A 22,225-nucleotide genomic window follows, 5' to 3' on the forward strand; every position below is an offset into this window, starting at 1 on the left:
CGGATCTCTCCGGAGGCCCTTGCGCGTTCCCGGTGGGCGCGGACGGTTTCGAACCGCCGACATCCTGCTTGTAAGGCAGGCGCTCTACCCCTGAGCTACGCACCCCAGAACGAGTCGACAGCCTACATTGCCCGGGGCGGTGTCCCGCAAACCGTGTGCCCATGGCAAAGTCCCGGTACGGACGCGAACCGACCGGCCCGTGTGTTCGTCCTCAACCGGTGGGAGAATGAACACCGGTTCAGGCGCATCACAGCACGGGAGAGGGATGTGACGGCGACACCACCGCAGCCGCACTCGCCGTTGGTGCCGCGCGCACGCCGTCCCGCGCCACGGGAGACCGCCAGGGACACCCTCACCCTGCTCGCCCTGCCCCTCCTCGCCGCGCTCGCGCTGCCCGCGGCGTTCGCGGGCGGCGGCACCCGCCGCTGGTTCGGCGGGCGGGCCGAGAGCCAGCGGGCCGAGGCGCAGGCCGCGAAGGACGCGGCGGCGGCCGCGTTCTACGAGCTGGACACCGCCCAGCGGGATCTGCGGATCTCCATCGAGACGATCACGGCGGTCGACGACACCCCGGCCGCCCGGCGCGTGGTCTCCGACTTCGAGGCGATCGGCCGGCGCATCGACGAGGCCAGCGGCCGGTACATCGACGCCGTCGACGCCCATGACCTCGACCGGGACGACCTGGAGGCCGCGGCGGCCGCCCGCGCCCGCACCGAGCTGACCCGGGCCAAGGACGAGCTCGGCAGCGTCAAGAAGGAGCTGGATCGTTTCGCCGAGGGGCTCGGTCCGCTGCTCGGGAAGGCCGAGACCCAGCTGGCCCGGCTCGCGCCCGCGGTGGAGCGGGCCCGGCAGGCGCTGCTGGCCGCGTCGGACGCGCTGGACGCCGTACGGCGGACCGGGCTCAGGGCGGACGACCTGGCCGCGCGCCTGGCCGCCCTCGGGCCCGAGCTGACCATGCTGAACCAGGGCGCCGGACAGCACGGGGTGCCGCAGACGCTGGAACGGGCCGAGCGGGTCTCACGGGAGGCCGAGGCGGTCCGGGTGGAGGCCGGGCGGCTGCCGGAGAAGGCCGCGGAGATCGACCACCGGCTGGTGTCGCTGCGCACCCGGGCGCAGGCGCTGACGACCCGCTCCGGGCAGGTGGAGCCGGTCCTGAGCGAGCTGCGGCGCCGGTTCACGGCCGCCTGCTGGCAGGACCTGCAGCGGGTGCCGGAGCAGGCCGTGGAGAACGTACGCCAGGCGGAGGCGAAGCTGCGGGAGGCGCAGACCGCGCGGGACGCCCAGCGCTGGCCGGACGCCACCTCCTTGCTGTCCACGGCGCGGGCGCTGCTGAACACCACCGACGAGGCGGTCTCGGCCGCGGGCGACCGGCTGACCCGGCTGAACGCCGTGCAGAAGGATCCACGGCAGGAGATCGACCGGACCCGGTTCGCGATCCGGGACGCGCAGCGGCTGGCCATGGCCGGGCGCAACACCCCCGACCCCCGCCACGCGCGCCCGCTGGACGACGCGGTGGCCCGGCTGGAGCGGGCGATCGGCACGCTGGAGGGCCGCCACCCCGACTACTGGCACTTCCTCACCGAGACGGAGGAGATCCGCCGGACGGTGGCCGGCGTGGTGGCGCGGATCCGCGAGGAGCGCGGGACGGGCCACTGACATTGCCGCCGGAGCGGGGCGGGCGGATATTTGAGGGACGTAGAGGCCTCCGTCGGCACGTCCCACGCACAAGGAGGCGGAGATGGCCGCACACGCACTGCACACCAGGCGGCGGATCCGGATCGACGACCACCTGCCGGTCGACCACCGCCTGAACCGGGTCTACCGGATCGGCGCCGGGCTGATGGGCCTGGGGCTGCTCGTCTTCGGGATCTTCGGCATCATCGACAAGATCGGTTTCTTCGACACCGGCGGCGACCAGGTCTGGGGCCTGAACACCAACGGCGCGCTCAGCTGGCTCTCCATCGGCGTCGGCCTGCTGCTGTTCGTGGGCATGGTGATCGGCGGGAACTTCGCGTCCACGCTGAACATGACGCTCGGCCTGCTGTTCATCCTCAGCGGCTTCCTGAACATGGCGCTGCTGGAGACGGACTACAACTTCCTGGCCTTCCAGATCCAGAACTGCATGCTCAGTTTCGTGATCGGGATCCTGCTGATGGTCTTCGGGATGTACGGCAGGGTCGGTTCCGCCCTGCCGCACGACAACCCCTACTGGCGGGCCCGCCACCCCGAGCTGGCGGAGGAGCGGGACCGCAGCCGGGAGCTCAGAGAGAACTGGCCCCCGTCGTCCGATCAGGTGCGGTAGGCGTAGTAGTACGCGTTCGGGTACGACGCGACGAGGCTCGCCACCGACCGGCGGAGGGTGTTGTTGGAGTGGTAGGTCACGTACGGCACTCCGCCCGCCTTGTACGTGACGATCATCGTGTGGTCCTTGGACCCGTCCCGGTCGAAGTCCATCTGCAGGACGTCACCGACCTCGAGCTGGTACACGTTGGCCAGCGCCGTGGTCCGCTTGGAGTTCTGGGCGAACCAGGACCACTCGTTGACCCCGACGAAGGAGTCCGACTGGATGTCGGCGTTGCCGAACCACTTCGTGTAGTCGTACACGTAGCCGGGGACGTGCTTCCAGCCGCCGGCCTTGAGGGACTGGCTGACGAAGTTGGTGCAGTCGCCGCCGGCGCCGTGGCCGTTGTAGTCCGGGTAGTCCTTGTTGTAGACGTTCCAGTACTTCTCGGCGTAGGCCGCCATGGCCTTGTAGTCGTACGTGGTGCCCGTCTTGGGGACGGCCGCCGGCCAGCGGGTGGTCGCCGCGCGCGGGGCGTTCGGCATGGTGTCGTCGGCGGTGGTCGCCTTGACCGACGTCGGCTTGGAGAGCGTGTTCACCGCGAGACCGCCCTGCTCGGTGTCGCGGATGTCGGTGAGCTGCCAGTTGCCCTGCCGGTCGGCCTTGAAGGTCAGCTCGTGCTGCGCCTGGAAGCCGGTGGTCTTCGGCGCGTCGCCGCTGGTCCGGGCGTAGGTCAGGGTCGTGGTCTCGGTGACCGCGGCCTTGGCCGTACGGCCCGTCACGCGCGTGGCGTTCAGGGTGACGGTGGTGCTGGCCTTGCTGTACGTCTCGCCGGCCTTGGCCAGCTTGTCCTTGCGCCGCTCCAGCGTGGACAGGGTGGTGTCCTCGGTGCGGGCGGTGCCGGAGGACAGCTTGACGTCACCGGAGAAGCCGTTGGTCAGCGGCTTCCCCCGGTCACCCTGCTCACCGCTGACCAGGGCGTCGGTGCGGTCGGTGAACACCGCGTCCGCCAGCCGCTGGAAGGTGGCCTTGGTCTGCGCGTCCACCGTGGGGTCGTCGACGACCGCGGCACCGGCGGACCAGTTGGGCAGCAGCGCCGCTCCGGCGACGACGGAGGCGGCAGCCGCTCCGAATATGGCGGCGCGACGCCGCGTACGGCTCAATTTCCTTGACTTCACTGATGTTTCCCCTCTTGCCCCGGCGGAGGGATGCCGGGGAGGGCATCTTTGCACGGCGTGTGTGGCTGTTGTGAAGAGGGCTGCGGTTGAGGTTTGGTTACTTCAAACACCGCCCCCGGCCTGGTCACTTCACGACGGTGGACCAGTCCGGGCTCTGCGCCGGGTCCAGGCTGCGCAGCCGCTCCAGCGTCGCGGGCGACTGCACGTCCATCCAGTCGGCCAGCTCCTTGAAGGACACGCACTTGACGTCCCTCATCTTGCACACGCTCTCGATGACGTGGTCGACGGCGTTCATGTAGATGCCGCCGTTCCAGTTCTCGAAGTGGTTGCCGATGAACAGCGGGGCCCTGCTGCCGTAGTACACCCGGTTGAAGCCCGCCATGTAGGCGTCGATGGTCTCCTGCTGCCACTCGGCGTACTTGGCCGGGTCGCCCTCGGTCTCGCCGCCGGTCTGGTTGTAGAGGAAGTTGAAGTCCATGGACAGGGCCTGGATGTCGCCGTACGGGAGCCCCTGCAGCGGGAAGTCCCAGAGGCCGTTCTTCTTCGCGGGCCAGACCTGGAAGCCGCCCGGGTTGGACGCGTCGTAGCGCCAGCCGTAGCTCTTGGCCGCCTTCAGCAGGTTCGTCTGGCCCTCCAGGCAGGGCGCCCGGCCGCCGGCGACCTCCTTCTTGAAGTCGAAGGGCAGCGGGTCCATGTCCTTGTAGCCGGTGTTGGTCTTCCAGTTCTCGGCGAACTCGTAGAACTGGTCGATCTCGCTCTTCCACTGCTCGACGCTCCAGTAGCCGCCGCCCTTGGCGCCGCAGAAGTGCCCGTTGAAGTGGGTGCCGATCTCGTTGCCCTCTTCCCAGGCCTCGCCGAGCTCTTCCAGCGTGGTGCGGATGTGCTCGTCGGTGGGGAAGCTGATCGCCGCCGAGCCCTTGTCGTGCATCGGCGGGGAGTACAGGTCCTTCTTGCTCTTGGGCAGCAGATAGATGCCCGTGAGGAAGAAGGTCATGTGGGCGTCGTACTCCTTGGCCATGTTCCGGTAGTGCTCGAAGAGCCCGTCGTCGCCCGCCAGCGCGCCGTCCCAGGAGAACACCACGAACTGCGGCGGCTTCTCACCCGGCTTGAGGGGTACCGCCTTCAACTGCCCCGTCTGCGGACCGGTGTACGAGGTGGATCCGTCCCCCAGGACGTGGGTCTTGCCGTCCCACTCCGGCTCCTTGGTGGCCTTCGCCGAGGCCTTCTTGCTGTCCCCCGAGGACGCGGTCGGCTGGGTGTTGGCGGTGCGGTTGAGCACCAGGTAGCCCCCCACCAGGGACGCTACGACGAGGAGCGCCGCCAGGGTCAGGAACCCCGGGTGCGCGGCGGCGGTGCGGCGCGGTGCCGCGGCCTTGCGGCGGCGGCCCGACGGTGACTTCATGTGCGGCTCATTCTCCGGAGGTTGGGGACGCGGGGCCCGTCGGTGGTCAGCCGAGCGGGCTCATGGCACCTGACCAGATGCCGTACGGGACGCTGTCGTCGGTGGTGCCGGCGATGCCCTCCAGCGGCAGCGGTTCGAGGCTCTTGGTGAGATCGATGCGGTAGACGACGACCGCCGTGGACACCGACTCGGCGGTGCCCACGTACCAGGCGGCGGTGTCCTTCTCGGTGGTCCCGGCCTTGCCGGCCGGACCGGACGGGACGGTTCCCGCGCCGGGGACCGTCTGCTGCCCAGCGGGCACGTCGGACGGGTGGGCGGTCCGGAAGGAGTCCACGAGCGCGGAGGTGACCTCCTCCGCCACCTCGGCGCGCACCGCCCGGCGGGCCGACGGCGTGGCCAGGGCGACCTGCGAGCCGTTCCTGGTGATCTTCCGCACCGAGTACGGCTCGGTGTGCTTGCCCTCGGCCGCGAAGGTGGAGTAGCCGCTCGCCATACGGATCGCGCTGGGGGTGGAGCTTCCCAGGGACAGCGCGGGCACCTGGGCGCCGATGCTGGACGACAGGAAGCCGGAGGCCTCCGCGGTGTCGCGCACCTTGTCCAGCCCGGTGTCCATGCCGAGCTGCATGAACGGCGTGTTCACCGACAGCTCCAGGGCGCGGTGCAGGGAGATCTGCCCGTAGGACCTCTCCCCGTCGTTCTTGGCGGCCACCCTCTTGCCGCTGCGGTCCCAGTAGAAGCCCTCGGGGGTGGTCAGCAGCACCTCGTTGTCGCCGTTGTAGACCGAGTCGCCGGTGACCGGGGTGGTGTCCCCGTCGCGGGTCTTGTGGATGCCGTGCTCCAGCCCGGCGGCGTACACGAACGGCAGGAAGGCGGTACCGGCCGGGACGGTGGTGGCGTTGGACTCGTTGTAGCCCTGCGTACGGTGGTCCGGGCCGCCGTACACGGCGAGGATCCGCCCGTCGGAGGCCACCGAGGCGGCTCCGTAGTGGGCGGTCTTCGCCTTCTTCGGCTCGTCCTTCAGGGCCTTCTTGCGGGCCTTGGTGACGGCTTCGGTGAGCTGGTCCTCGCGCTTCTTGTCGAAGGTCGTGTAGATCTGGTAGCCGCCGAGGTCGAAGTCCTTGTCGGAGATGCCGCCGGACTTCTTGGCGTACTGGGTGGCGAGTTCGACGAGGTAGTCGCTCTGCTCACCGGTGTCGTAGAGCGGGTTGCTCTTCAGCGGCTCGGGGAAGGTCTTGTACTTGGCGCGCTCGGCCTTCGACAGCTTGCCGATCTCGACCATCCGGTCCAGGGTCCACGACCAGCGCTCGACGGCGCGGGCGCGGTTGGCCTTGCTCAGGGTCGGGTCGTACAGGCCGGCGCCCTTGAGGAGCGAGGCGAGGAACGCCGCCTCGCTGGCGTTGAGCTTGCTGACGTCCTTGCCGTAGTAGGCCTGGGCGGCGCGCTGGATGCCGTAGGTGCCGCGGCCGAACCAGCTGGTGTTGAGATAGCCCTCGAGGATGTCGTCCTTGCTCATCTGGTTGTCCAGCTTGAGGGAGATCATCGCCTCGGTGAACTTGCGGCTGACCGTCTGGTTCTGGTTCAGGTAGACGTTCTTGACGTACTGCTGGGTGATCGTGGAGCCACCCTGGGTGTCGCCCTGGCCGATCGTGCGGAACAGGGCCCGGGAGATGCCCTTGAAGGAGATGCCGGGGTCGCTGTAGAAGCTCGCGTTCTCGGCCGCGAGGACCGCCCAGCGGACGTCCTCCGGGATGTCCTTCAGCGGCATCGCCTGCCGCTGCACCCAGCCGGTCCGGGCCATCGGCGTCCCGTCGGACCAGAAGAACACGTTGTCCTGCTGGGTGGCGTACGAGTTGAGGTTCTCGGGTATGTCGGTGGCCGCGTAGGCGACGACGAGGAAGGCGCCGCTGAGGCCTATGGAGGCGAGGACGCCGCCCAGGCACTGCCGCCAGGAGGGTATCCAGCGCCGCCAGTCGGTACGGCCCGGGCGCGGGTACTGCGGGCGCAGCTTGCGGGCGTAGGGAGTGACACGAGCCACATAGGGAGCCAGGACCGCGACGAGGGGCGCCAGACGGGGGCCCAGAGCGGTGGACATCCGGGCAAAGAGGGAGGGTCGGGGAGCTTTTCGGCGATTTCCCGAAGTACGCGCTTTCTCGGAACTCCCGGACGTGTCGGGTTCTTTCGGGAGATCCGACACTCGCAGTTGCATGGTCTCGTCCGCCCGGAAAGAAGCGGGGACCTTCAACTGCATGGTCGCGTCCGGCTCCTGGGGCTCCTCCCCCTGCCCCACCTGGGTCACTACGCGTCTCCCTCCGCACTTGTGTATTGCTCGCACAGGCAGACGTACAGACGTACGAGGGTCTGACATGGTTGCCGTGGACGCGGCTGCAAACCCTGAATCCCCCCGACCTCGCGGTTCATCGCGGCACCCTCAAATTACCAGCGCCCTTCGCAAATTCTCCACATAAGAAATCGACAGAAGCGAACACGGCCCGAAGTCCGGGGGGCCCTGCCCGGCATATGAGGATTAACCTGTCGTCATGCCTCGCTACGAGTACCGCTGCCGGACCTGCGGCGACACCTTCGAACTGAGCCGCCCGATGGCGGAGTCCTCCGCCCCCGCCGACTGCCCGGCGGGCCACGACGACACTGTGAAGCTTCTCTCAACCGTAGCCGTCGGCGGCACGGCGAACGCCCCCGCGCCCAGGTCGGGCGGCGGGGGCGGCTGCTGCGGCGGCGGCTGCTGCTCCTGACGGCACCCGGCCCGGAGCTAGTGGCCGCGGGAGCCCTTCAGGAACTCCCGCAGGATCCGCTCGCCGGCCAGGACGCCCCGCTCGGGCAGGGCGGTGATGCCGGGCGCCGTCCACTCGGTGTCGGCGAGCTCGCCGTGCCCGGGCCGCCAGCCGAGGTCGGCGGCCAGCAGCAGATCGGCGTCGAGCAGCGAGTCACCGGCGGCCAGGGTCAGCGCGGCGCCGGTGCGGCGGGCCACCTCACGCACGGCCGCGCTCTTGGTCAGCGGCTTCGGCACGGCGTAGATCTTGCGGCCCTGCAGCGACACCGTCCAGCCCCGGTTCTCCGCCCAGGCCGCCAGCTCCTTCACCCACGCCTCGGGCAGCAGTTCGCGCTCCACGACGAGGTAGACGAACAGGTCCTCGGCGATCCGGTGCTTGCGCACCCACAGCGGGTCGGCGGTGGCCTCCAGGTGCGCGCGGACCTCCTCGAGGGGCGCGCACTGCTCCGCCAGCCGCGCGGTCACCGCCGCGTGCCAGTCCGGGTCGGAGACCCCGTCGACGAGGATGTGGCCGCCGTTGGCGCAGACGGCGTACTTCGGCGCCGGGCCGGGGAGATTGATCCGCAGGTACTGCTTGCGCGTCCGGGTGGTCGTCGGCATGAACACCGCCGCGTCCCCGAGTTCGGTGAGCAGCCCGGCCGCCGTCTCCGTCATGAAGGACAGCGGTTTGCTCTCGTGCACCTCCACGCAGAGCAGCCGGGGCGCCCGCGCGTCCGGCATCGTCAGCGCCAGAGCGGCCGAGGAGTAGATGAGCGTACGGTCGAGGTCGCTCGCCACCAGCACCGGCATCAGACCGCCACCGCCCTGCCGTCGGCGCCGGTCGCCCCGCGCGTGTACCGGGGGTGGATCAGCCCCACGCAGGTGTACGGCAGCTCGCCGACCTCCTCGACGGGCACCCCTCTCTGCTCCGCGAGCAGCCGTACGTGGTCCAGGTCGGCGCCCGCCCCGGCCCGCGCCAGGATCTTCCACGGCACCCGGCGCAGCAGCACCCGGGTGGTCTCGCCGACGCCGGGCTTGACCAGGTTCACGTCGTGGATGCCGTACTCCTCGCTGATCCGCTCGACGGCCGCCCAGCCCTCCCAGGTCGGTGTGCGGTCACTGGCGAGCAGGTCCTTCACCGCGCCGTCGACGGCCTCCGTGACCTCCGGGAAGCGGGCGGAGACGGCGTCCAGGAAGGCCACGGACACATCCACGCCGGCCAGCTCGCGGTAGAACTTCGCGCCGTGGAAGTCGTCCGGGCCGACCAGGTCGGCCCGCAGCACGGTCCGCGAGATCAGCCCGGAGACGGTCGAGTTGAGGCACGCCGACGGGATGAGGAAGTCCTCCCGGGTGCCGTACGTCCGGACGCACGAGCCCGGGTCGGCCAGCACCGCGATCTCCGGGTCGAAGCCGGCGGCACCGCCCGCCGCCTCGAACTCCTCGATCGCCGCGGCCAGTTCCCGGGTGATCGCGCCCTTGCCCGTCCAGCCGTCCACGAAGACGACGTCCCGCGGGTCGTGATGGGCGGCCAGCCAGCGCAGCGCGTTGGCGTCGATGCCCCGGCCGCGCACGATCGACACGGCGTAGTGCGGCAGGTCGAGGCCGTGCCGGTGGTGCGCCCAGCGGCGCATCAGCACGCCCACGGGGGTGCCGGCGCGGGCCAGGGACACCAGGACCGGCCGCGGGCTGCGCTCGGCGATCACGGTCTCCGTGACCACGCCCACGGCCCGCGCGATACGGGCCGCCGAGGTCGCCAGGGCCGCGTGGAACAGCTCCTGGTACTGCTCGTTCGGCTGGTACTCGACGGGCAGCGACTCCGCGTAGTGCGCGCCGCCGCTCTGGATGGCCTCCTCCCGCTCCTCGGTCGGCGCCTCCAGCGTCACGTCCGAGAGGTCCTGGAGCAGCCAGCCGACCTCCTCGGGGGCGTACGAGGAGAAGGCGGGGCCGCGGAGGGGCTCGGGCAGCATCAAGGGTCTCTTTTCGGGCAGTGCGGCTGCGTACAGCGGCTCGGGGACGTACGACGGTACGACCGCGAGGACCACGTGCGGGGTGTGCGCGGCGAGCTGGGCCAGAAGGCCGTCGGGGGCGTGCAGGTCGGGTGTGTCGGCGACGGAGTCGACGACCGCGACCACGGCGTCGAAGCCGCCACCCGCGACGTTATAGGCATAGCGCTCGCCGGGGCCGTCGGCGGGGTCGTCATGGGCGGGGAAGACGATACGGCTGCGGATCGCGTACCCGGGGTCGTCGACCGCGAGGACCGGCGAGCGGGTGGTGGTCGAGTAGCGCACCTCGGCGGTGACGATCCGCTCCAGCTCGCGGGCCAGGCGCAGCGGGGCGTACATCAGTTCCTCGAAGCCGAGGACGTGCACGCGGCGTGCGCTCTCCGGCAGCGCCTCGGCCAGCCGCGCCGCCATGGCGGGCAGCGCGTTCTCCAGCCGTATTCGGTGCTGGGGGGTGAAGCCGTGGCGGCCGCCGTCGGGGAGGCCCTGGGGCCAGTGCAACTCGACCCGGTGGTGTGCGGGCTGCCGGTCGGCGGGGGCTTCTCGCGCCGGTGCGGCCGCGTCCGCGGACTCGGCGGAGCCCCGCGCCCCCGGGCCGGGAGCCTCGTGCCTGGCCACCAGGTCCCGCCCCTTCTCCAGGACGCCCTCGGGCAGGCGTACGGTGCCCGACGCGGCTGCCACCAGGTCCACCCTTGCGCCGATCTCCCGCGCGAAGGCCTCCAGGCGTCCCGCGTCGGCGGCGGAGCGCATGTCGACCAGGGCGACCACCACGTACCGTCCGCGCGGGTACCGCTCGTGCAGGTCCCGGATCGTGTTGAGGACCGTGTTGCCGGTGGAGAACTCGTCGTCGACCAGGACCAGCGGGCCGTCCCCGACCAGCAGCGCCGGGTCCTCCGGGAGCAGCAGATGGGAGGTGGCGTGGGAGTGGGACTCCTCGAAGCCGCCCGCGGCCGCGACGCCCGTGACGGGGCGGCGGGTGGAGTGCAGGTAGGGGGCCGTGCCGAGGCCGTCGGCGACGGAGTGGCCGAGGCCGGTGGCGGTCTCCGCGTAGCCGAGGACGACCGCCCGCGCTGCCTCGGCGCCGAGCAGCTCGCGCACCCGGCGGCCGAGGGCGAGGCCGTGGCCGTAGACGACGGAGGGGGACTGCGGGACGTGCTTGCCCAGCACGTTGGAGACCAGCAGATGCGCCCGCTTGGGGTTGCGCCGCAGCGCCAGCCCCAGCAGGCCCTTCAGCGTGTCGTCCCCGACGAGTTCGAGGCCGAGCCGCTCGGCGACCCAGGTCCCGGACCAGACCCCGTTGTTCACTTCGTTGTTCATGCGTCCCTAGGTGGTGAGGCGAGTTAGCCGGGTATGCCGGCGGCGAGCAGGTCGACGAAGCTGACGTCCTCGTTGGCCACACCGAAGACCTCGGCGCGCAGCATGGTCCGCTCGGCCCAGGCGCGGTGCGGCTTCACCTCGTTCATCTTGTTGGTGTACTGCGACCTGAGGACACCCCCACCGCCGCGTTCCGGCCGCAGGATGTCCGCCGCGTCGCTGTACTCCTCGTGACTGACGACGGACAGCGCGTGCACCGCCGGCACGTGGGAGGGGTGGATGCAGGTCTTGCCGAGCAGGCCGTTGGCCTGGTCGAGGGAGATCTCGCGCAGCAGCCCGTCCATGGCGTGCTCTATCAGTCTCTCGCGCAGTTCCACGGCCTGTCCCTCCAGGAAGGGGCTGTGCCGCAGCATCGGCTTGAACATGCGCTCCGGGACCCGGAAGTACTCCCACACCGGCCCGGTCACCGTGAAGCCGGTGCCGTCGGCGCGGCCCAGCATGTTCACCACGTCGGCGATCACGGAGGCGACGATCTGGACGTCGTAGGCGGTCATGTCGGGCGCCCGGCGCAGGCCGTACGAGGAGCAGAAGTCGGTCACCCCGAGCCGCAGCGCCAGCACCCGGCTGCGGTACTTGTCGACCGCGCGGGCGATGCCCTCCAGGGCCTCCACCCGGGACTCCCGGTACATCAGCTCGGGGGTCTCCAGGACGGGCATCCCGAACAGCCGGCGGCCGCTCGCGTGCTCGGCGGCGGCGAGGGCCTCCAGGAAGGGGATGCCGCGTTCCTCGGTGAACTTCGGGAACACGAAGCCGCTCAGCAGCCGGGTCGTGGCCCCGAGCCGCTGCACCAGGTCCGGGATCTGCTCGGGGGTGCGCACCCGGATGAAGAGCAGCGGAAGCGCTCCCGCCCGCGCCTCGGGGCGGCCCGCGAGGTCGGCGAACTGCCGGACGAGGTTCTCCTCACCGGCCACGACGTCCTCGTCGCCGATGGAGTCCTCCAGGCACAGCACCATCGAGACCACGCCGCGCCCGGTCTGCTTGACGATGTCGTCGGCCAGCCGCGGCCGGGTGGCCGGACTGTAGAGCGTGGCGCCCAGGGCCGCGGCGAGCAGCCTGGCCGGGGCGTCCGCGTCGAAGACGCACGGCTCCCGGTGGAAGAGGCGCTGGCGCACCTCAGGGGCGAGATGCCCGAAATGACGCATGAGTCTCCCCCGTGCTGCAAGGTAAGTCTGTGGATTTCACCAAGAGGTGGCCGGTAATAGTACGTAGAAGTCCATGTCGGGGGTTCCCCCCGGGCATGAATTTCAGGTAACTCGCCCATGTGGGTTCCCCTGTGTGTCCGTGTACCCCGCGTTGTCGTGATCAGGACCGAGAGGGCAGGATGACCGCATGACGCACGCGATGCTGAAGGGGTCCAACGTCCCGCTCAAGGTCACCACGGTACGCGCCGTACTGCGCTGGACGCCCGGGCAGGGAGTCCCGGACGTCGACGCCTCCGCGCTGCTCCTGGGCCCCGACGGCCGCGTGCGCTCCGACGAGGACTTCGTCTTCTACAACCAGCCCCGGCATCCCTCCGGGAAGGTGTGGCGGCTCGGCAAGAAGCGGGTCGCCGAGGGTCTCACCGACACCATCCAGACGGATCTGGCCGGTGTCGAGCCCGACGTCAGCCAGATTCTGCTGGTCGCTTCGGCGGACGGCGTCACCTTCGACCGCGTACGTTCCCTCAGCATCCTGCTGTACGACGCGACGACGGAGGGCGAGCCCATCGCCACCTTCGACATCCGGCCGGAGACGGGCGAGGAGACCGCCCTGATCTGCGGCGAGCTGTACCGCCGCGGCGAGGGGTGGAAGTTCCGCGCCCTGGGCGAGGGCTACTCCAACGGTCTCAAGGGCCTGGCGACGGACTTCGGCATCTCGGTGGACGAGTCGGAGGAGGCCGCGGACTCCTCGGAGCCGGCCCCGGCCCCCCTCCCGCCGACGCCGAGCCTCTCCCAGCCCCTCCCGCCGGAGCAGCCGACGTCAGCGGTCCCCCAGCAGCAGCAACAGCAACAGCCGGCGTACGGCTATCCGAGCAACCTCCCGACGCATGGGTATGCGTACCCGGACGGTTCTTTCCAGCTGCCACCGCAGGGCCCGCAGTTCATCGGGCGCTGAGGCGTCCCGCCCGGGGCGGGCGCTATTTCTCCACCTTGGTCTTGTAGCCCCGCCCCCACTGCAGCCCCCACCCGTACAACCGGTCCAGCTCGGCCTGGAACCCGTAGACGAACCGCACCTCCCGCCGCACCACCAACTCCCCCTTCACGTTCTCTATCATCACCACGGCGCACGACCGGGCCTGGGGATGGCGCTCGTCGAGACCTATCTCGATCCGCGGCCCGTTGCTGGGGTACAGCGTCACCATCGCGTGCGTCCGGTCGAAGGCCGGTGTCTGGTCGTAGATGTACACGAACACCAGCAGCCGCTTGATGTCGTCCCGGTGGTCGAGGTTGACGTACATCGTCTCGCCGGACGCCGAGCCGAACCGGTCGTCCCCGCTGAGCTTGACGTAGGGCGGGGCGTTGACGTCCCCCAGCAGCCCGCCCAGCGGCTGGACGACCCCCTTGGTCCCGTCGGCCAGCTCGTAGAGGCAGCCCAGGTCGAGGTCGACGTTGACCATGCTCTGGCTGTGCCCGATGACCTCCGGGGGCTTCAGCGCCTTGAAGGGGTGCCGCAGCAGGCTCTCCCGCTGGAGGCCGCCGATGTCCGAGGTCCGCATCCGCCAGGTCAGGTTGACCCGCAGGTGCCCCGTGGCCGCCCCCTGCTTGGTGAGGGAGACCTGGTGATGCCGCTTGGTCAGTTCGATCGCGTTGGTCGCCGCGCTGCCCGAGTCGAAGTCGGCCGTGCGACTGCCCAGCAGCCCGTCGAAAAAGCCCATTCCCGCCCCCACGTCTCTCACATGACAAACCGGCGGGGCGGCCGTGGAGGACAGTGCCCTCACCGGCCGCCCCGCAAAGAGCGTTCCTCGGCGGAACCCGGTTCACACGGCCGGGCTGCCGCGGAAAGGTGTCAGACCCCGGACGAGACCTCGGACTTCTCGTCCGAGGCCTCAGCTTTTCCCTCGGCCGCTGCCAGCGCCTTGTTGCGGCGCACGGACGACCAGAAGGACCAGGCGATCAGGATCACGCCGACGAGACCGGTGATGACCTCGTGGATCTGGTACTGGATGGTGATCATGAGGAGGACGGCCAGGGCGCCGATCGCGTAGTGCGCGCCGTGCTCCAGGTAGACGTAGTCGTCGAGGGTGCCCTGACGCACGAGGTAGACCGTCAGCGACCGGACGTACATCGCGCCGATACCGAGGCCCAGGGCCATGAGCACGATGTCGTTGGTGATGGCGAAGGCGCCGATCACACCGTCGAAGGAGAAGGACGCGTCGAGGACCTCGAGGTAGAGGAACATGAAGAAGGCGGCCTGGCCGGCCAGGAGGACCGCGGACTTCGGCTTCCCGGTCCGCTTGGCTTCTTCCTCCGCCTCGTGTTCGCGCTCCTCCTCTTCCTCCAGCTTGTCCTCGAAGTAGCCGGAGAGACCGCCGACGACCATGTACGTGATCAGACCGGCAATGCCGGAGATCAACACGGTCTGGGCCTTGTCGACGTGCGTGCCGCCGTGCTGGTGGGCGTTGGCGGCGAAGGTGAAGGAGGTGATGAGCAGGACGATCAGCGCGATGCAGACCGACAGCATGTCGACCTTGCCGAGCTTGGCCAGCGGGCGCTCGATCCAGCGCAGCCACTGGATGTCCCGGTCCTCGAAGATGAAGTCGAGGAAGATCATCAGCAGGAACATGCCACCGAAGGCGGCGATCGCCGGGTGGGCGTCGGTGACGAGTTCCTGGTACTGGTTCTTGTCGTTGAGCGCGAGATCGACCGCCTCGATCGGGCCGATCTTGGCACTGATGGCGACGATCACGACGGGGAAGACCAGTCGCATGCCGAAGACCGCGATGAGCACGCCGATGGTGAGGAAGATCTTCTGCCAGAAGGCATTCATCTTCTTCAGGATTCCGGCGTTGACCACCGCGTTGTCGAACGACAGCGAGATCTCGAGGACGGAGAGGATCGCCACGATGCCGAAGGCCTCCCACCCCCCGTAGAAGACCGCAGCGACCAGACCGAGCGCGGTGACCGCGAACGACCAGCCGAAGGTTTTCAGAAGCACTGGCTACCCAATCGTGTGTTGGGGGTCCCCCCAGACGGAGTCTGGGGGAGGGTCTCCCCCGCGCCGTACTCGGCTTTACGAAACATTGACTTTCGCTGCAAAGTCTAAGGGGCGACTGTTCCGTATGGGACGGGTGGTCCCGTACCAGCCGGTAGCCCGGATTCCGGAGGAAACCCGGGGTCCGCTAGGAGACGTTCACCCCGAAATCCAGTGCGATGCCCCTGAGACCGGACGCGTACCCCTGACCGACCGCCCTGAACTTCCACTCGCTCTGGTAGCGGTAGAGCTCGCCGAAGATCATCGCCGTTTCCGTGGAGGCGTCCTCGCTCAGGTCGTAGCGGGCGAGTTCCTGGCCGTCGGCCTGGTTGACCACCCGGATGAAGGCGTTGGACACCTGACCGAAGGTCTGCCCCCGCTCGTCGGCCATGTGGATGGAGACCGGGAAGACGATCTTGTCGCAGTGGGCGGGCACCTTGGAGAGGTCCACCAGGATCGACTCGTCGTCGCCCTCCCCCTCACCGGTGAGGTTGTCGCCGGTGTGCTCCACGGAGCCGTCGGGGCTCTTGAGCTGGTTGTAGAAGACGAACCACTCGTCCCCCATCACCCGCCCGCCGGTGCACAGCAGCGCGCTGGCGTCGAGGTCGAAGGGGGCTCCGGTGGTGGAGCGCGCGTCCCAGCCGAGCCCGACCATCACCTGTGTGAGGTTCGGCGCGGCCTTGGACAGGGAGACATTGCCTCCCTTGGCGAGTGTGACGCCCATATTGCTGGTCCTCCCCTGGGTGCTGCTTCTTCGGTTGTCCTGCACGTCCGGCGCCGCCCCTAAACGGTGCGGCGCCGGGTGAGGGTCCCCCCGCCCGAGCGAAGCCGGGAGCGGGGGAGGGTGAAGCCTTCGGGCGCCCCGGAACTCAGACGTTGACGCCGAAGTCCTGGGCGATGCCGCGCAGGCCGGAGGCGTAGCCCTGGCCGATGGCGCGGAACTTCCACTCCGCGCCGTGCCGGTAGAGCTCGCCGAAGACCATCGCGGTCTCGGTCGAGGCGTCCTCACTGAGGTCGTAACGGGCGATCTCGGCGCCGCCGGCCTGGTTCACGACGCGGATGAACGCGTTGCGGACCTGGCCGAAGGACTGCTGGCGGTTCTCGGCGTCGTAGATCGACACCGGGAAGACGATCTTCTCGACGTCGGCCGGGACGCCGGCCAGGTTGACCTTGATCTGCTCGTCGTCGCCCTCGCCCTCACCGGTGAGGTTGTCACCGGTGTGCTCCACGGAGCCGTCGGGGCTCTTGAGGTTGTTGAAGAACACGAAGTTCGCGTCACTGCCGACCTTGCCGGAGTTGTTCAGCAGCAGCGCGCTCGCGTCCAGGTCGAAGTCGGTGCCGGTCGTGGTGCGGACGTCCCACCCCAGACCGACGATGACCGCGGTCAGGCCAGGGGCCTCCTTGGTCAGCGATACGTTGCCGCCCTTGCTGAGGCTGACTCCCACGAGTCCTCCATTGGTGTCCAGGGGCGGGGAGCCCCGTCGTGCGTTGGATATCGGATCAACGAGTCGATCCTAGTGACGGGTTCCCGCCCCACGCAGGCCCTGGAGCCGATGAATCACAGGTGTCGGCGACAGACCGGGGCGGCGGCTGCTCAGAGCGTGTCGAGCGCCTTGACGTACTCGCCGAGGTCGCGGGCGTCCGGCAGGGCGTTGACGACGGTCCAGCGGACCACGCCCTCCTTGTCGATGACGAAGGTGCCGCGCACCGCGCAGCCCTTGTCCTCGGCGAAGACGCCATAGGCGCGGGAGACCTCGCCGTGCGGCCAGAAGTCGCTGAGCAGCGGGTACTCCAGGCCCTCCTGCTCGGCGAAGACGCGCAGGGTGTGGATGGAGTCGTTGGAGACGGCGAGCACCTGGGTGTCGCGGTCGGCGAACTGCGGCAGGTTGTCGCGCACCTCGCACAGCTCACCGGTGCACACGCCGGTGAAGGCGAAGGGGTAGAAGAGCAGGACGACGTTCTTGCTGCCCCGGAAGTCGGAGAGCTTCACGGTGGCACCGTGGTTGTCCTTGAGCTCGAAGTCGGGGGCCTTGTCGCCGACCTGGATCGCCATCGCGGGGATGTCCCTTCGGGTGGGGCTGTCTGGGTGAGAACACCCTACGCAGCGATCCCCGGGAGCCGGCGGACGGGCCGAGCACAGAGCTCGGCCCGTCCGGCCTCACATCACTTCTTCGACTTCGCGGCCTTGGGCGTCACCAGCCGGCTGCCGCTCCAGTCCTTGCCCACGCTGACGCTCTTGGAGGCGGAGAGACCCGCCGTCGTCGCGGCTTCGGAGATGTCGCTCGGCTCCACGTAGCCGTCACGTCCGGTCTTCGGCGTGAGGAGGAGGATCGAGCCGCCTTCTTCGATGTACGTGGTGGCGTCCACCAGCGCATCCGTCAGGTCGCCGTCCTCGTCGCGGAACCACAGCACCACGGCGTCGGCCACGTCGTCGTAGTCCTCGTCCACCAGGTCGCTGCCGATGACTTCCTCGATGGCCTCGCGGAGCTCCTGATCGACGTCGTCGTCGTAGCCGATCTCCTGGACCACCTGCTCGGGCTGGAAACCCAGCCTGACGGCAGGGCTCGTCCGCTCCTCCGCGTGGTCCGCGGTCGCGCTCACGGGTTGCCTCCTGATCATTTCTTGGATGGGGGTACCCCCGGGCCCTGTCCGGGGCCTGGGGGAAACTCAGCCACGCGCGTGCGCGAAGCATTGGCCGTAGTCCACACGGGCGGGACGGATCGCGCAAGTACCCGGCGGTTCAGACCGCCGAAACGGTGACGATCCTGGCCGTGTCGACGCAACTCCAGGCACGCGATCGGGACGGATGGTGACGTACACCACACCTATCTGCCCTGTTTGCGTATTTGAGAACCATCCAAGGGTACGAGATTCGAACGGGTGCTGGTTACCTCGGGGTAGAGATGACGTTTACGCCGCCGAGGTACACGATGGGGGCGGTGCAGTTGCCGGCGAACAGCGAACAGCGAGAGTAAGGAACAGCGTGGCTTCCGGATCCGATCGCAACCCGATCATCATTGGCGGCCTTCCTAGTCAGGTTCCTGACTTCGATCCCGAGGAAACCCAGGAGTGGCTCGACTCCCTCGACGCCGCGATCGACGAGCGCGGCCGGGAGCGGGCCCGCTACCTCATGCTGCGCCTGATCGAGCGGGCCCGCGAGAAGCGCGTGGCCGTGCCCGAGATGCGCAGCACGGACTACGTCAACACCATCCCCACCAGGGCCGAGCCGTTCTTCCCGGGCAACGAGGAGATCGAGCGCCGGATCCTCAACGCCACCCGTTGGAACGCGGCCGTGATGGTGTCGAGAGCCCAGCGGCCCGGGATCGGCGTCGGCGGTCACATCGCCACCTTCGCGTCCTCGGCGTCCCTCTACGACGTCGGCTTCAACCACTTCTTCCGCGGCAAGGACGAGGGCGACGGCGGCGACCAGGTCTTCTTCCAGGGCCACGCCTCCCCGGGCATCTACGCGCGCGCGTTCCTGCTCGACCGGCTGAGCGAGCAGAACCTGGACGCGTTCCGCCAGGAGAAGTCGAAGGCGCCGTACGGGCTGTCCTCGTACCCGCACCCGCGGCTGATGCCGGACTTCTGGGAGTTCCCGACCGTGTCGATGGGCCTCGGCCCGATCGGCGCGATCTACCAGGCGCGGATGAACCGCTACATGCACGCGCGCGGGATCGCCGACACCTCGAAGTCGCACGTGTGGGCGTTCCTCGGGGACGGCGAGATGGACGAGCCGGAGTCGCTCGGCCAGCTCACCATCGCCGCCCGTGAGGGCCTGGACAACCTGACCTTCGTGGTCAACTGCAACCTGCAGCGGCTCGACGGCCCGGTGCGCGGCAACGGCAAGGTCATCCAGGAGCTGGAGTCGGTCTTCCGGGGCGCCGGCTGGAACGTGATCAAGCTGATCTGGGACCGCACCTGGGACCCGCTGCTCGCGCAGGACCGGGACGGCATCCTCGTCAACAAGATGAACACGACGCCGGACGGCCAGTTCCAGACGTACGCCACCGAGTCGGGCGCGTACATCCGTGACCACTTCTTCGGTGACGACCACCGGCTGCGCGCGATGGTCCAGGGCATGACCGACGACCAGATCCTGCACCTGGGGCGCGGCGGCCACGACCACAAGAAGATCTACGCGGCGTTCAAGGCGGCCGTGGAGCACACCGGCCAGCCGACGGTCATCCTCGCCAAGACGATCAAGGGCTGGACGCTGGGCCCGAACTTCGAGGGCCGCAACGCCACGCACCAGATGAAGAAGCTGACGGTCGCCGACCTCAAGGGCTTCCGCGACCGCCTCCACCTGCCGATCTCCGACAAGGAGCTGGAGTCCGGCGTGCCGCCGTACTACCACCCCGGGCGGGACTCGGAGGAGATCCAGTACATGCACGACCGCCGCAAGTCGCTCGGCGGTTACGTCCCGACCCGTGTCGTGCGCTCCCAGCCGCTCGCGCTGCCGGACGACAAGACGTACGCAACCGTGAAGAAGGGCACCGGCCAGCAGTCCATCGCCACGACCATGGCGTTTGTACGGCTGCTCAAGGACCTCATGCGGGACAAGGAGCTCGGCAAGCGCTTCGTACTGATCGCGCCGGACGAGTACCGCACGTTCGGCATGGACTCGTTCTTCCCGAGTGCGAAGATCTACAACCCGCTTGGCCAGCAGTACGAGGCGGTGGACCGGGACCTGCTCCTCGCCTACAAGGAGTCGCCGACCGGCCAGATGCTGCACGACGGCATCTCGGAGGCGGGCTGCACGGCCTCGCTGATCGCGGCGGGCTCGGCGTACGCCACGCACGGCGAGCCGCTCATCCCGGTCTACGTCTTCTACTCGATGTTCGGTTTCCAGCGCACCGGCGACCAGTTCTGGCAGATGGCGGACCAGCTGGCGCGCGGATTCGTGCTGGGCGCGACCGCCGGCCGCACCACCCTGACCGGTGAGGGCCTGCAGCACGCGGACGGCCACTCGCAGCTGCTCGCGTCGACCAACCCGGGCTGTGTCGCGTACGACCCGGCGTTCGGGTTCGAGATCGCGCACATCGTGCAGGACGGGCTGCGGCGGATGTACGGCAGCTCCCCCGAGCACCCGCACGGCGAGGACGTCTTCTACTACCTCACCGTCTACAACGAGCCGATCCAGCACCCGGCCGAGCCGGAGAACGTGGACGTCGAGGGCATCCTGAAGGGCGTCTACCGCTTCAGCGAGGGCACCTCGGGGCAGATCCCGGCGCAGATCATCGCGTCCGGTGTGGCGGTCCCGTGGGCGGTCGAGGCGCAGAAGATCCTCGCCGAGGAGTGGAACGTCAGGGCCGACGTCTGGTCGGCGACCTCCTGGAACGAGCTGCGGCGTGAGGCCGTCGAGGTCGAGAGGCACAACCTGCTGCACCCGGAGGAGGAGCAGCGGGTGCCGTACGTGACGCGGAAGCTGACCGGGGCCGAGGGTCCGTTCGTGGCGGTGTCGGACTGGATGCGGTCGGTGCCGGACCAGATCGCGCGCTGGGTGCCGGGGACGTACCAGTCGCTGGGCGCGGACGGCTTCGGCTTCGCCGACACCCGCGGGGCGGCCCGCCGCTTCTTCCACATCGACGCGCAGTCGGTGGTCGTGGGCGTGCTGACCGAGCTGGCGAAGGAGGGCAAGGTCGACCGCTCGGTGCTGAAGCAGGCGATCGACCGGTACCAGCTGCTGGACGCGTCGGCGGCGGACCCCGGGGCCGCGGGCGGCGACGCGTAGCCGCCCGGCCGGCGGCGCACGACGTCCGAGGGGCGGTGGGGCTTCTGGCTCCACCGCCCTTACTCGTTCTTTACGATGCGAGCATGCACGAACGAACGGCGCAGGACCGGTGGGAACAGTGGAGCCAACGGCCGTTGCTGGCCCTCGCCGTGGTGTTCGCGGTGGCCTACGCCGTCCCGATCGTGGACACCTCGGCCGGTCACGCGCTGACGGAGGCGTGCACCGTGGTCGAGTGGGTGGTGTGGGGGGCGTTCGCCGCGGACTACCTGGTGCGGCTGGCGCTGACGGCCGACCGGCGGCTGTTCGTGCGCACCCACTGGCTGGACCTGTGCGCGGTGGTGCTGCCGCTGGTGCAGCAGCTCAGACTGCTCAGGCTGGTGTCCACCCTGCTGCTGGTGGGACGGCGGGCGCGGATGGCCACGCAGATCCAGGTGACGACGTATGTCGCCGGGGCGGTCGTCGGGCTGCTGATGTTCGGGTCGCTGGCGGTGCTGTCCGTGGAGCGGGAGTCACCGGACGGGAACATCCGCACGCTGGGTGACGCGCTGTGGTGGTCGTTCACCACGATGACGACCGTCGGCTACGGCGATCACGCCCCGACCACCGGACTGGGCCGGATGATCGCGGTCGGTCTGATGCTCTCCGGCATCGCGCTGCTGGGTGTGGTGACCGCCAACATCGCGGCCTGGTTCATCGAGCGCTTCGACAAGGACGACGTCGAGGAGCGGGCCCAGACCGAGGCGATCCTCGCCCTGACCGAGGAGGTACGGGCGCTGCGGGCGGAGGTCGAGGCGTTGAAGTACGGGTCGCACAGGGCGGAGCCCCTCAGAGCAACCCGATCCCCGGTGACGCCGCCCCCGCCATCCAGATGATCGCCAGCAGGGTGTCGATCGCGCCCAGGGCGACGGCGACCAGGGCCGGGACCGGGCGGGGGCCCGACCAGGTACGGCCCATGGCCAGCCAGCCGCAGGCGATCGCCGCGGGGCCCAGGACGATGCCCAGGGTGAAGAATCCGGCGACCGCGCAGACCAGGCCGACGATGCCGAGCGTCGCGCGATCCGGCCCTCCCCCAGTCTCGGCTTCGCTCGACCGGGGGGACCCCCATCGTGACCCCATCCGGCCACGTGAGCGGGGGTACCTGCGCGTGCCGTGTCCGAAGCCGGCCATCGTCAACTCCCTGGTTTCCGGGGATGCTTCGATGACCGGGTACCCACGACACGCGGTCCATGCCCCGCGTTCGCCGGGCCGTCGGCGCGCTGTCCCCCTCCGGCAGCGCGCCGCAGCCCTGGCCGCCCTCCCCTGCGGAGGGCTTGACTAACTGTGAC

At 69.5% G+C, this 22,225-nt stretch carries 19 protein-coding genes and 1 tRNA gene; 6 read left to right on the plus strand and 14 right to left on the minus strand.

Annotation, left to right across the window (positions count from 1 at the left end; translation table 11 throughout):
• Positions 1-33: 33 nt before the first annotated feature.
• Positions 34-105, minus strand: a tRNA-Val gene (locus tag ACFY2L_RS03200).
• Between the two features lie 162 nt (positions 106-267).
• Between ACFY2L_RS03200 and ACFY2L_RS03205 the strand changes: the two genes are divergently transcribed.
• Together ACFY2L_RS03205 and ACFY2L_RS03210 are read left to right on the plus strand one after the other, a co-directional pair.
• Positions 268-1,653, plus strand: coding sequence for a hypothetical protein (locus tag ACFY2L_RS03205; protein WP_390821340.1), 1,386 nt, complete (start codon positions 268-270; stop codon positions 1,651-1,653).
• 82 nt (positions 1,654-1,735) lie between these two features.
• The gene (locus ACFY2L_RS03210; protein ID WP_390821341.1) at positions 1,736-2,299 is read left to right on the plus strand and encodes a DUF4383 domain-containing protein; all 564 of its coding nucleotides are present in this window, start codon (positions 1,736-1,738) and stop codon (positions 2,297-2,299) included.
• Here ACFY2L_RS03210 and ACFY2L_RS03215 read toward each other — a convergent pair.
• The 3 genes from ACFY2L_RS03215 to ACFY2L_RS03225 all read right to left on the minus strand — a co-directional run bounded on the left by ACFY2L_RS03215 (position 2,287) and on the right by ACFY2L_RS03225 (position 7,106).
• Positions 2,287-3,441, minus strand: coding sequence for an amidase domain-containing protein (locus ACFY2L_RS03215; RefSeq protein WP_390655571.1), 1,155 nt, complete (start codon positions 3,439-3,441; stop codon positions 2,287-2,289). The genes ACFY2L_RS03210 and ACFY2L_RS03215 overlap by 13 nt on opposite strands.
• Positions 3,442-3,580: 139 nt before the next feature.
• Complete coding sequence (locus tag ACFY2L_RS03220; RefSeq protein WP_390821342.1) at positions 3,581-4,858, minus strand: hypothetical protein; 1,278 nt, start codon at positions 4,856-4,858, stop codon at positions 3,581-3,583.
• Between the two features lie 46 nt (positions 4,859-4,904).
• Positions 4,905-7,106, minus strand: a complete 2,202-nt coding sequence (locus ACFY2L_RS03225; RefSeq protein WP_390821696.1) for a transglycosylase domain-containing protein — start codon at positions 7,104-7,106, stop codon at positions 4,905-4,907.
• Positions 7,107-7,395: 289 nt separating this feature from the next.
• Between ACFY2L_RS03225 and ACFY2L_RS03230 the strand changes: the two genes are divergently transcribed.
• Positions 7,396-7,608 (plus strand): zinc ribbon domain-containing protein, encoded by a 213-nt coding sequence (locus tag ACFY2L_RS03230; protein WP_390655569.1) that lies wholly within the window; start codon positions 7,396-7,398, stop codon positions 7,606-7,608.
• 17 nt (positions 7,609-7,625) lie between these two features.
• Here the strand turns inward: ACFY2L_RS03230 and ACFY2L_RS03235 are convergent, their stop codons facing one another.
• Genes ACFY2L_RS03235 through ACFY2L_RS03245 form a run of 3 tightly spaced genes read right to left on the minus strand, consistent with a single transcriptional unit; the run spans position 7,626 to position 12,141 of the window.
• Positions 7,626-8,435, minus strand: a complete 810-nt coding sequence (locus tag ACFY2L_RS03235) for an HAD family hydrolase (protein ID WP_390655568.1) — start codon at positions 8,433-8,435, stop codon at positions 7,626-7,628.
• Positions 8,435-10,942 carry a phosphoribosyltransferase gene (locus ACFY2L_RS03240; RefSeq protein WP_390655567.1) on the minus strand — a complete coding sequence of 836 codons (2,508 nt, stop codon included), beginning with the start codon at positions 10,940-10,942 and terminating at the stop codon, positions 8,435-8,437. The genes ACFY2L_RS03235 and ACFY2L_RS03240 overlap by 1 nt, the downstream gene beginning before the upstream one ends.
• Positions 10,943-10,965: 23 nt before the next feature.
• Positions 10,966-12,141 (minus strand): HpcH/HpaI aldolase/citrate lyase family protein, encoded by a 1,176-nt coding sequence (locus tag ACFY2L_RS03245; protein WP_390821343.1) that lies wholly within the window; start codon positions 12,139-12,141, stop codon positions 10,966-10,968.
• 187 nt (positions 12,142-12,328) lie between these two features.
• On the opposite strand from ACFY2L_RS03245, the gene ACFY2L_RS03250 reads away from it, so the two are divergent.
• Positions 12,329-13,093 carry a TerD family protein gene (locus tag ACFY2L_RS03250; protein WP_390821344.1) on the plus strand — a complete coding sequence of 255 codons (765 nt, stop codon included), beginning with the start codon at positions 12,329-12,331 and terminating at the stop codon, positions 13,091-13,093.
• Between the two features lie 22 nt (positions 13,094-13,115).
• Here ACFY2L_RS03250 and ACFY2L_RS03255 read toward each other — a convergent pair whose 3' ends face one another.
• The 6 genes from ACFY2L_RS03255 to ACFY2L_RS03280 form a co-directional block, all read right to left on the minus strand.
• Positions 13,116-13,853 carry a Tellurium resistance gene (locus ACFY2L_RS03255; protein ID WP_390655564.1) on the minus strand — a complete coding sequence of 246 codons (738 nt, stop codon included), beginning with the start codon at positions 13,851-13,853 and terminating at the stop codon, positions 13,116-13,118.
• 131 nt (positions 13,854-13,984) lie between these two features.
• Positions 13,985-15,133, minus strand: coding sequence for a DUF475 domain-containing protein (locus ACFY2L_RS03260; protein WP_390655563.1), 1,149 nt, complete (start codon positions 15,131-15,133; stop codon positions 13,985-13,987).
• A 184-nt stretch (positions 15,134-15,317) separates the two neighbouring features.
• A complete protein-coding gene (locus ACFY2L_RS03265) occupies positions 15,318-15,893 on the minus strand; it encodes a TerD family protein (RefSeq protein ID WP_390821345.1) in 576 nt (191 codons plus the stop codon).
• A gap of 145 nt (positions 15,894-16,038) precedes the next feature.
• Positions 16,039-16,614, minus strand: a complete 576-nt coding sequence (locus ACFY2L_RS03270) for a calcium homeostasis/redox stress adaptation protein (RefSeq protein ID WP_390655561.1) — start codon at positions 16,612-16,614, stop codon at positions 16,039-16,041.
• Positions 16,615-16,763: 149 nt separating this feature from the next.
• Entirely contained in the window at positions 16,764-17,222 is a 459-nt protein-coding gene (locus ACFY2L_RS03275) for a peroxiredoxin (protein WP_390655560.1), read from the minus strand.
• A 110-nt stretch (positions 17,223-17,332) separates the two neighbouring features.
• Positions 17,333-17,770, minus strand: a complete 438-nt coding sequence (locus ACFY2L_RS03280) for a DUF3052 domain-containing protein (RefSeq protein WP_390655559.1) — start codon at positions 17,768-17,770, stop codon at positions 17,333-17,335.
• A gap of 382 nt (positions 17,771-18,152) precedes the next feature.
• On the opposite strand from ACFY2L_RS03280, the gene aceE reads away from it, so the two are divergent.
• Both aceE and ACFY2L_RS03290 read left to right on the plus strand, forming a co-directional pair.
• Positions 18,153-20,900, plus strand: a complete 2,748-nt coding sequence (gene aceE / locus ACFY2L_RS03285) for a pyruvate dehydrogenase (acetyl-transferring), homodimeric type (protein WP_390655558.1) — start codon at positions 18,153-18,155, stop codon at positions 20,898-20,900.
• 83 nt (positions 20,901-20,983) lie between these two features.
• On the plus strand, positions 20,984-21,772 hold the full coding sequence (locus ACFY2L_RS03290; RefSeq protein ID WP_390655557.1) for a potassium channel family protein: 789 nt from the start codon (positions 20,984-20,986) through the stop codon (positions 21,770-21,772).
• On the opposite strand, the gene ACFY2L_RS03295 is transcribed toward ACFY2L_RS03290, so the two are convergent.
• The gene (locus ACFY2L_RS03295) at positions 21,726-22,067 is read right to left on the minus strand and encodes a small hydrophobic protein (RefSeq protein WP_390655556.1); all 342 of its coding nucleotides are present in this window, start codon (positions 22,065-22,067) and stop codon (positions 21,726-21,728) included. The two genes, ACFY2L_RS03290 and ACFY2L_RS03295, sit on opposite strands and share 47 nt — an antisense overlap.
• Positions 22,068-22,225: the final 158 nt, after the last annotated feature.

The organism is Streptomyces sp. NPDC001381 (assembly GCF_042895685.1).
In the GTDB taxonomy this organism is placed as follows: Bacteria; Actinomycetota; Actinomycetes; order Streptomycetales; family Streptomycetaceae; genus Streptomyces.

Excerpts from the sequence above, each read along its gene's own strand:
- ACFY2L_RS03295 (WP_390655556.1), bottom strand. The coding sequence starts at position 22,067 with ATGGCCGGCTTCGGACACGGCACGCGCAGGTACCCCCGCTCACGTGGC.
- ACFY2L_RS03255 (WP_390655564.1), bottom strand. The coding sequence starts at position 13,853 with ATGGGCTTTTTCGACGGGCTGCTGGGCAGTCGCACGGCCGACTTCGAC.
- ACFY2L_RS03235 (WP_390655568.1), bottom strand. The coding sequence starts at position 8,435 with ATGCCGGTGCTGGTGGCGAGCGACCTCGACCGTACGCTCATCTACTCC.
- ACFY2L_RS03245 (WP_390821343.1), bottom strand. The coding sequence starts at position 12,141 with ATGCGTCATTTCGGGCATCTCGCCCCTGAGGTGCGCCAGCGCCTCTTC.
- ACFY2L_RS03275 (WP_390655560.1), bottom strand. The coding sequence starts at position 17,222 with ATGGCGATCCAGGTCGGCGACAAGGCCCCCGACTTCGAGCTCAAGGAC.
- ACFY2L_RS03265 (WP_390821345.1), bottom strand. The coding sequence starts at position 15,893 with ATGGGCGTCACACTCGCCAAGGGAGGCAATGTCTCCCTGTCCAAGGCC.
- ACFY2L_RS03290 (WP_390655557.1), top strand. The coding sequence starts at position 20,984 with ATGCACGAACGAACGGCGCAGGACCGGTGGGAACAGTGGAGCCAACGG.
- ACFY2L_RS03230 (WP_390655569.1), top strand. The coding sequence starts at position 7,396 with ATGCCTCGCTACGAGTACCGCTGCCGGACCTGCGGCGACACCTTCGAA.
- ACFY2L_RS03210 (WP_390821341.1), top strand. The coding sequence starts at position 1,736 with ATGGCCGCACACGCACTGCACACCAGGCGGCGGATCCGGATCGACGAC.
- ACFY2L_RS03225 (WP_390821696.1), bottom strand. The coding sequence starts at position 7,106 with ATGCAGTTGAAGGTCCCCGCTTCTTTCCGGGCGGACGAGACCATGCAA.
- ACFY2L_RS03240 (WP_390655567.1), bottom strand. The coding sequence starts at position 10,942 with ATGAACAACGAAGTGAACAACGGGGTCTGGTCCGGGACCTGGGTCGCC.
- ACFY2L_RS03250 (WP_390821344.1), top strand. The coding sequence starts at position 12,329 with ATGACGCACGCGATGCTGAAGGGGTCCAACGTCCCGCTCAAGGTCACC.
- ACFY2L_RS03220 (WP_390821342.1), bottom strand. The coding sequence starts at position 4,858 with ATGAAGTCACCGTCGGGCCGCCGCCGCAAGGCCGCGGCACCGCGCCGC.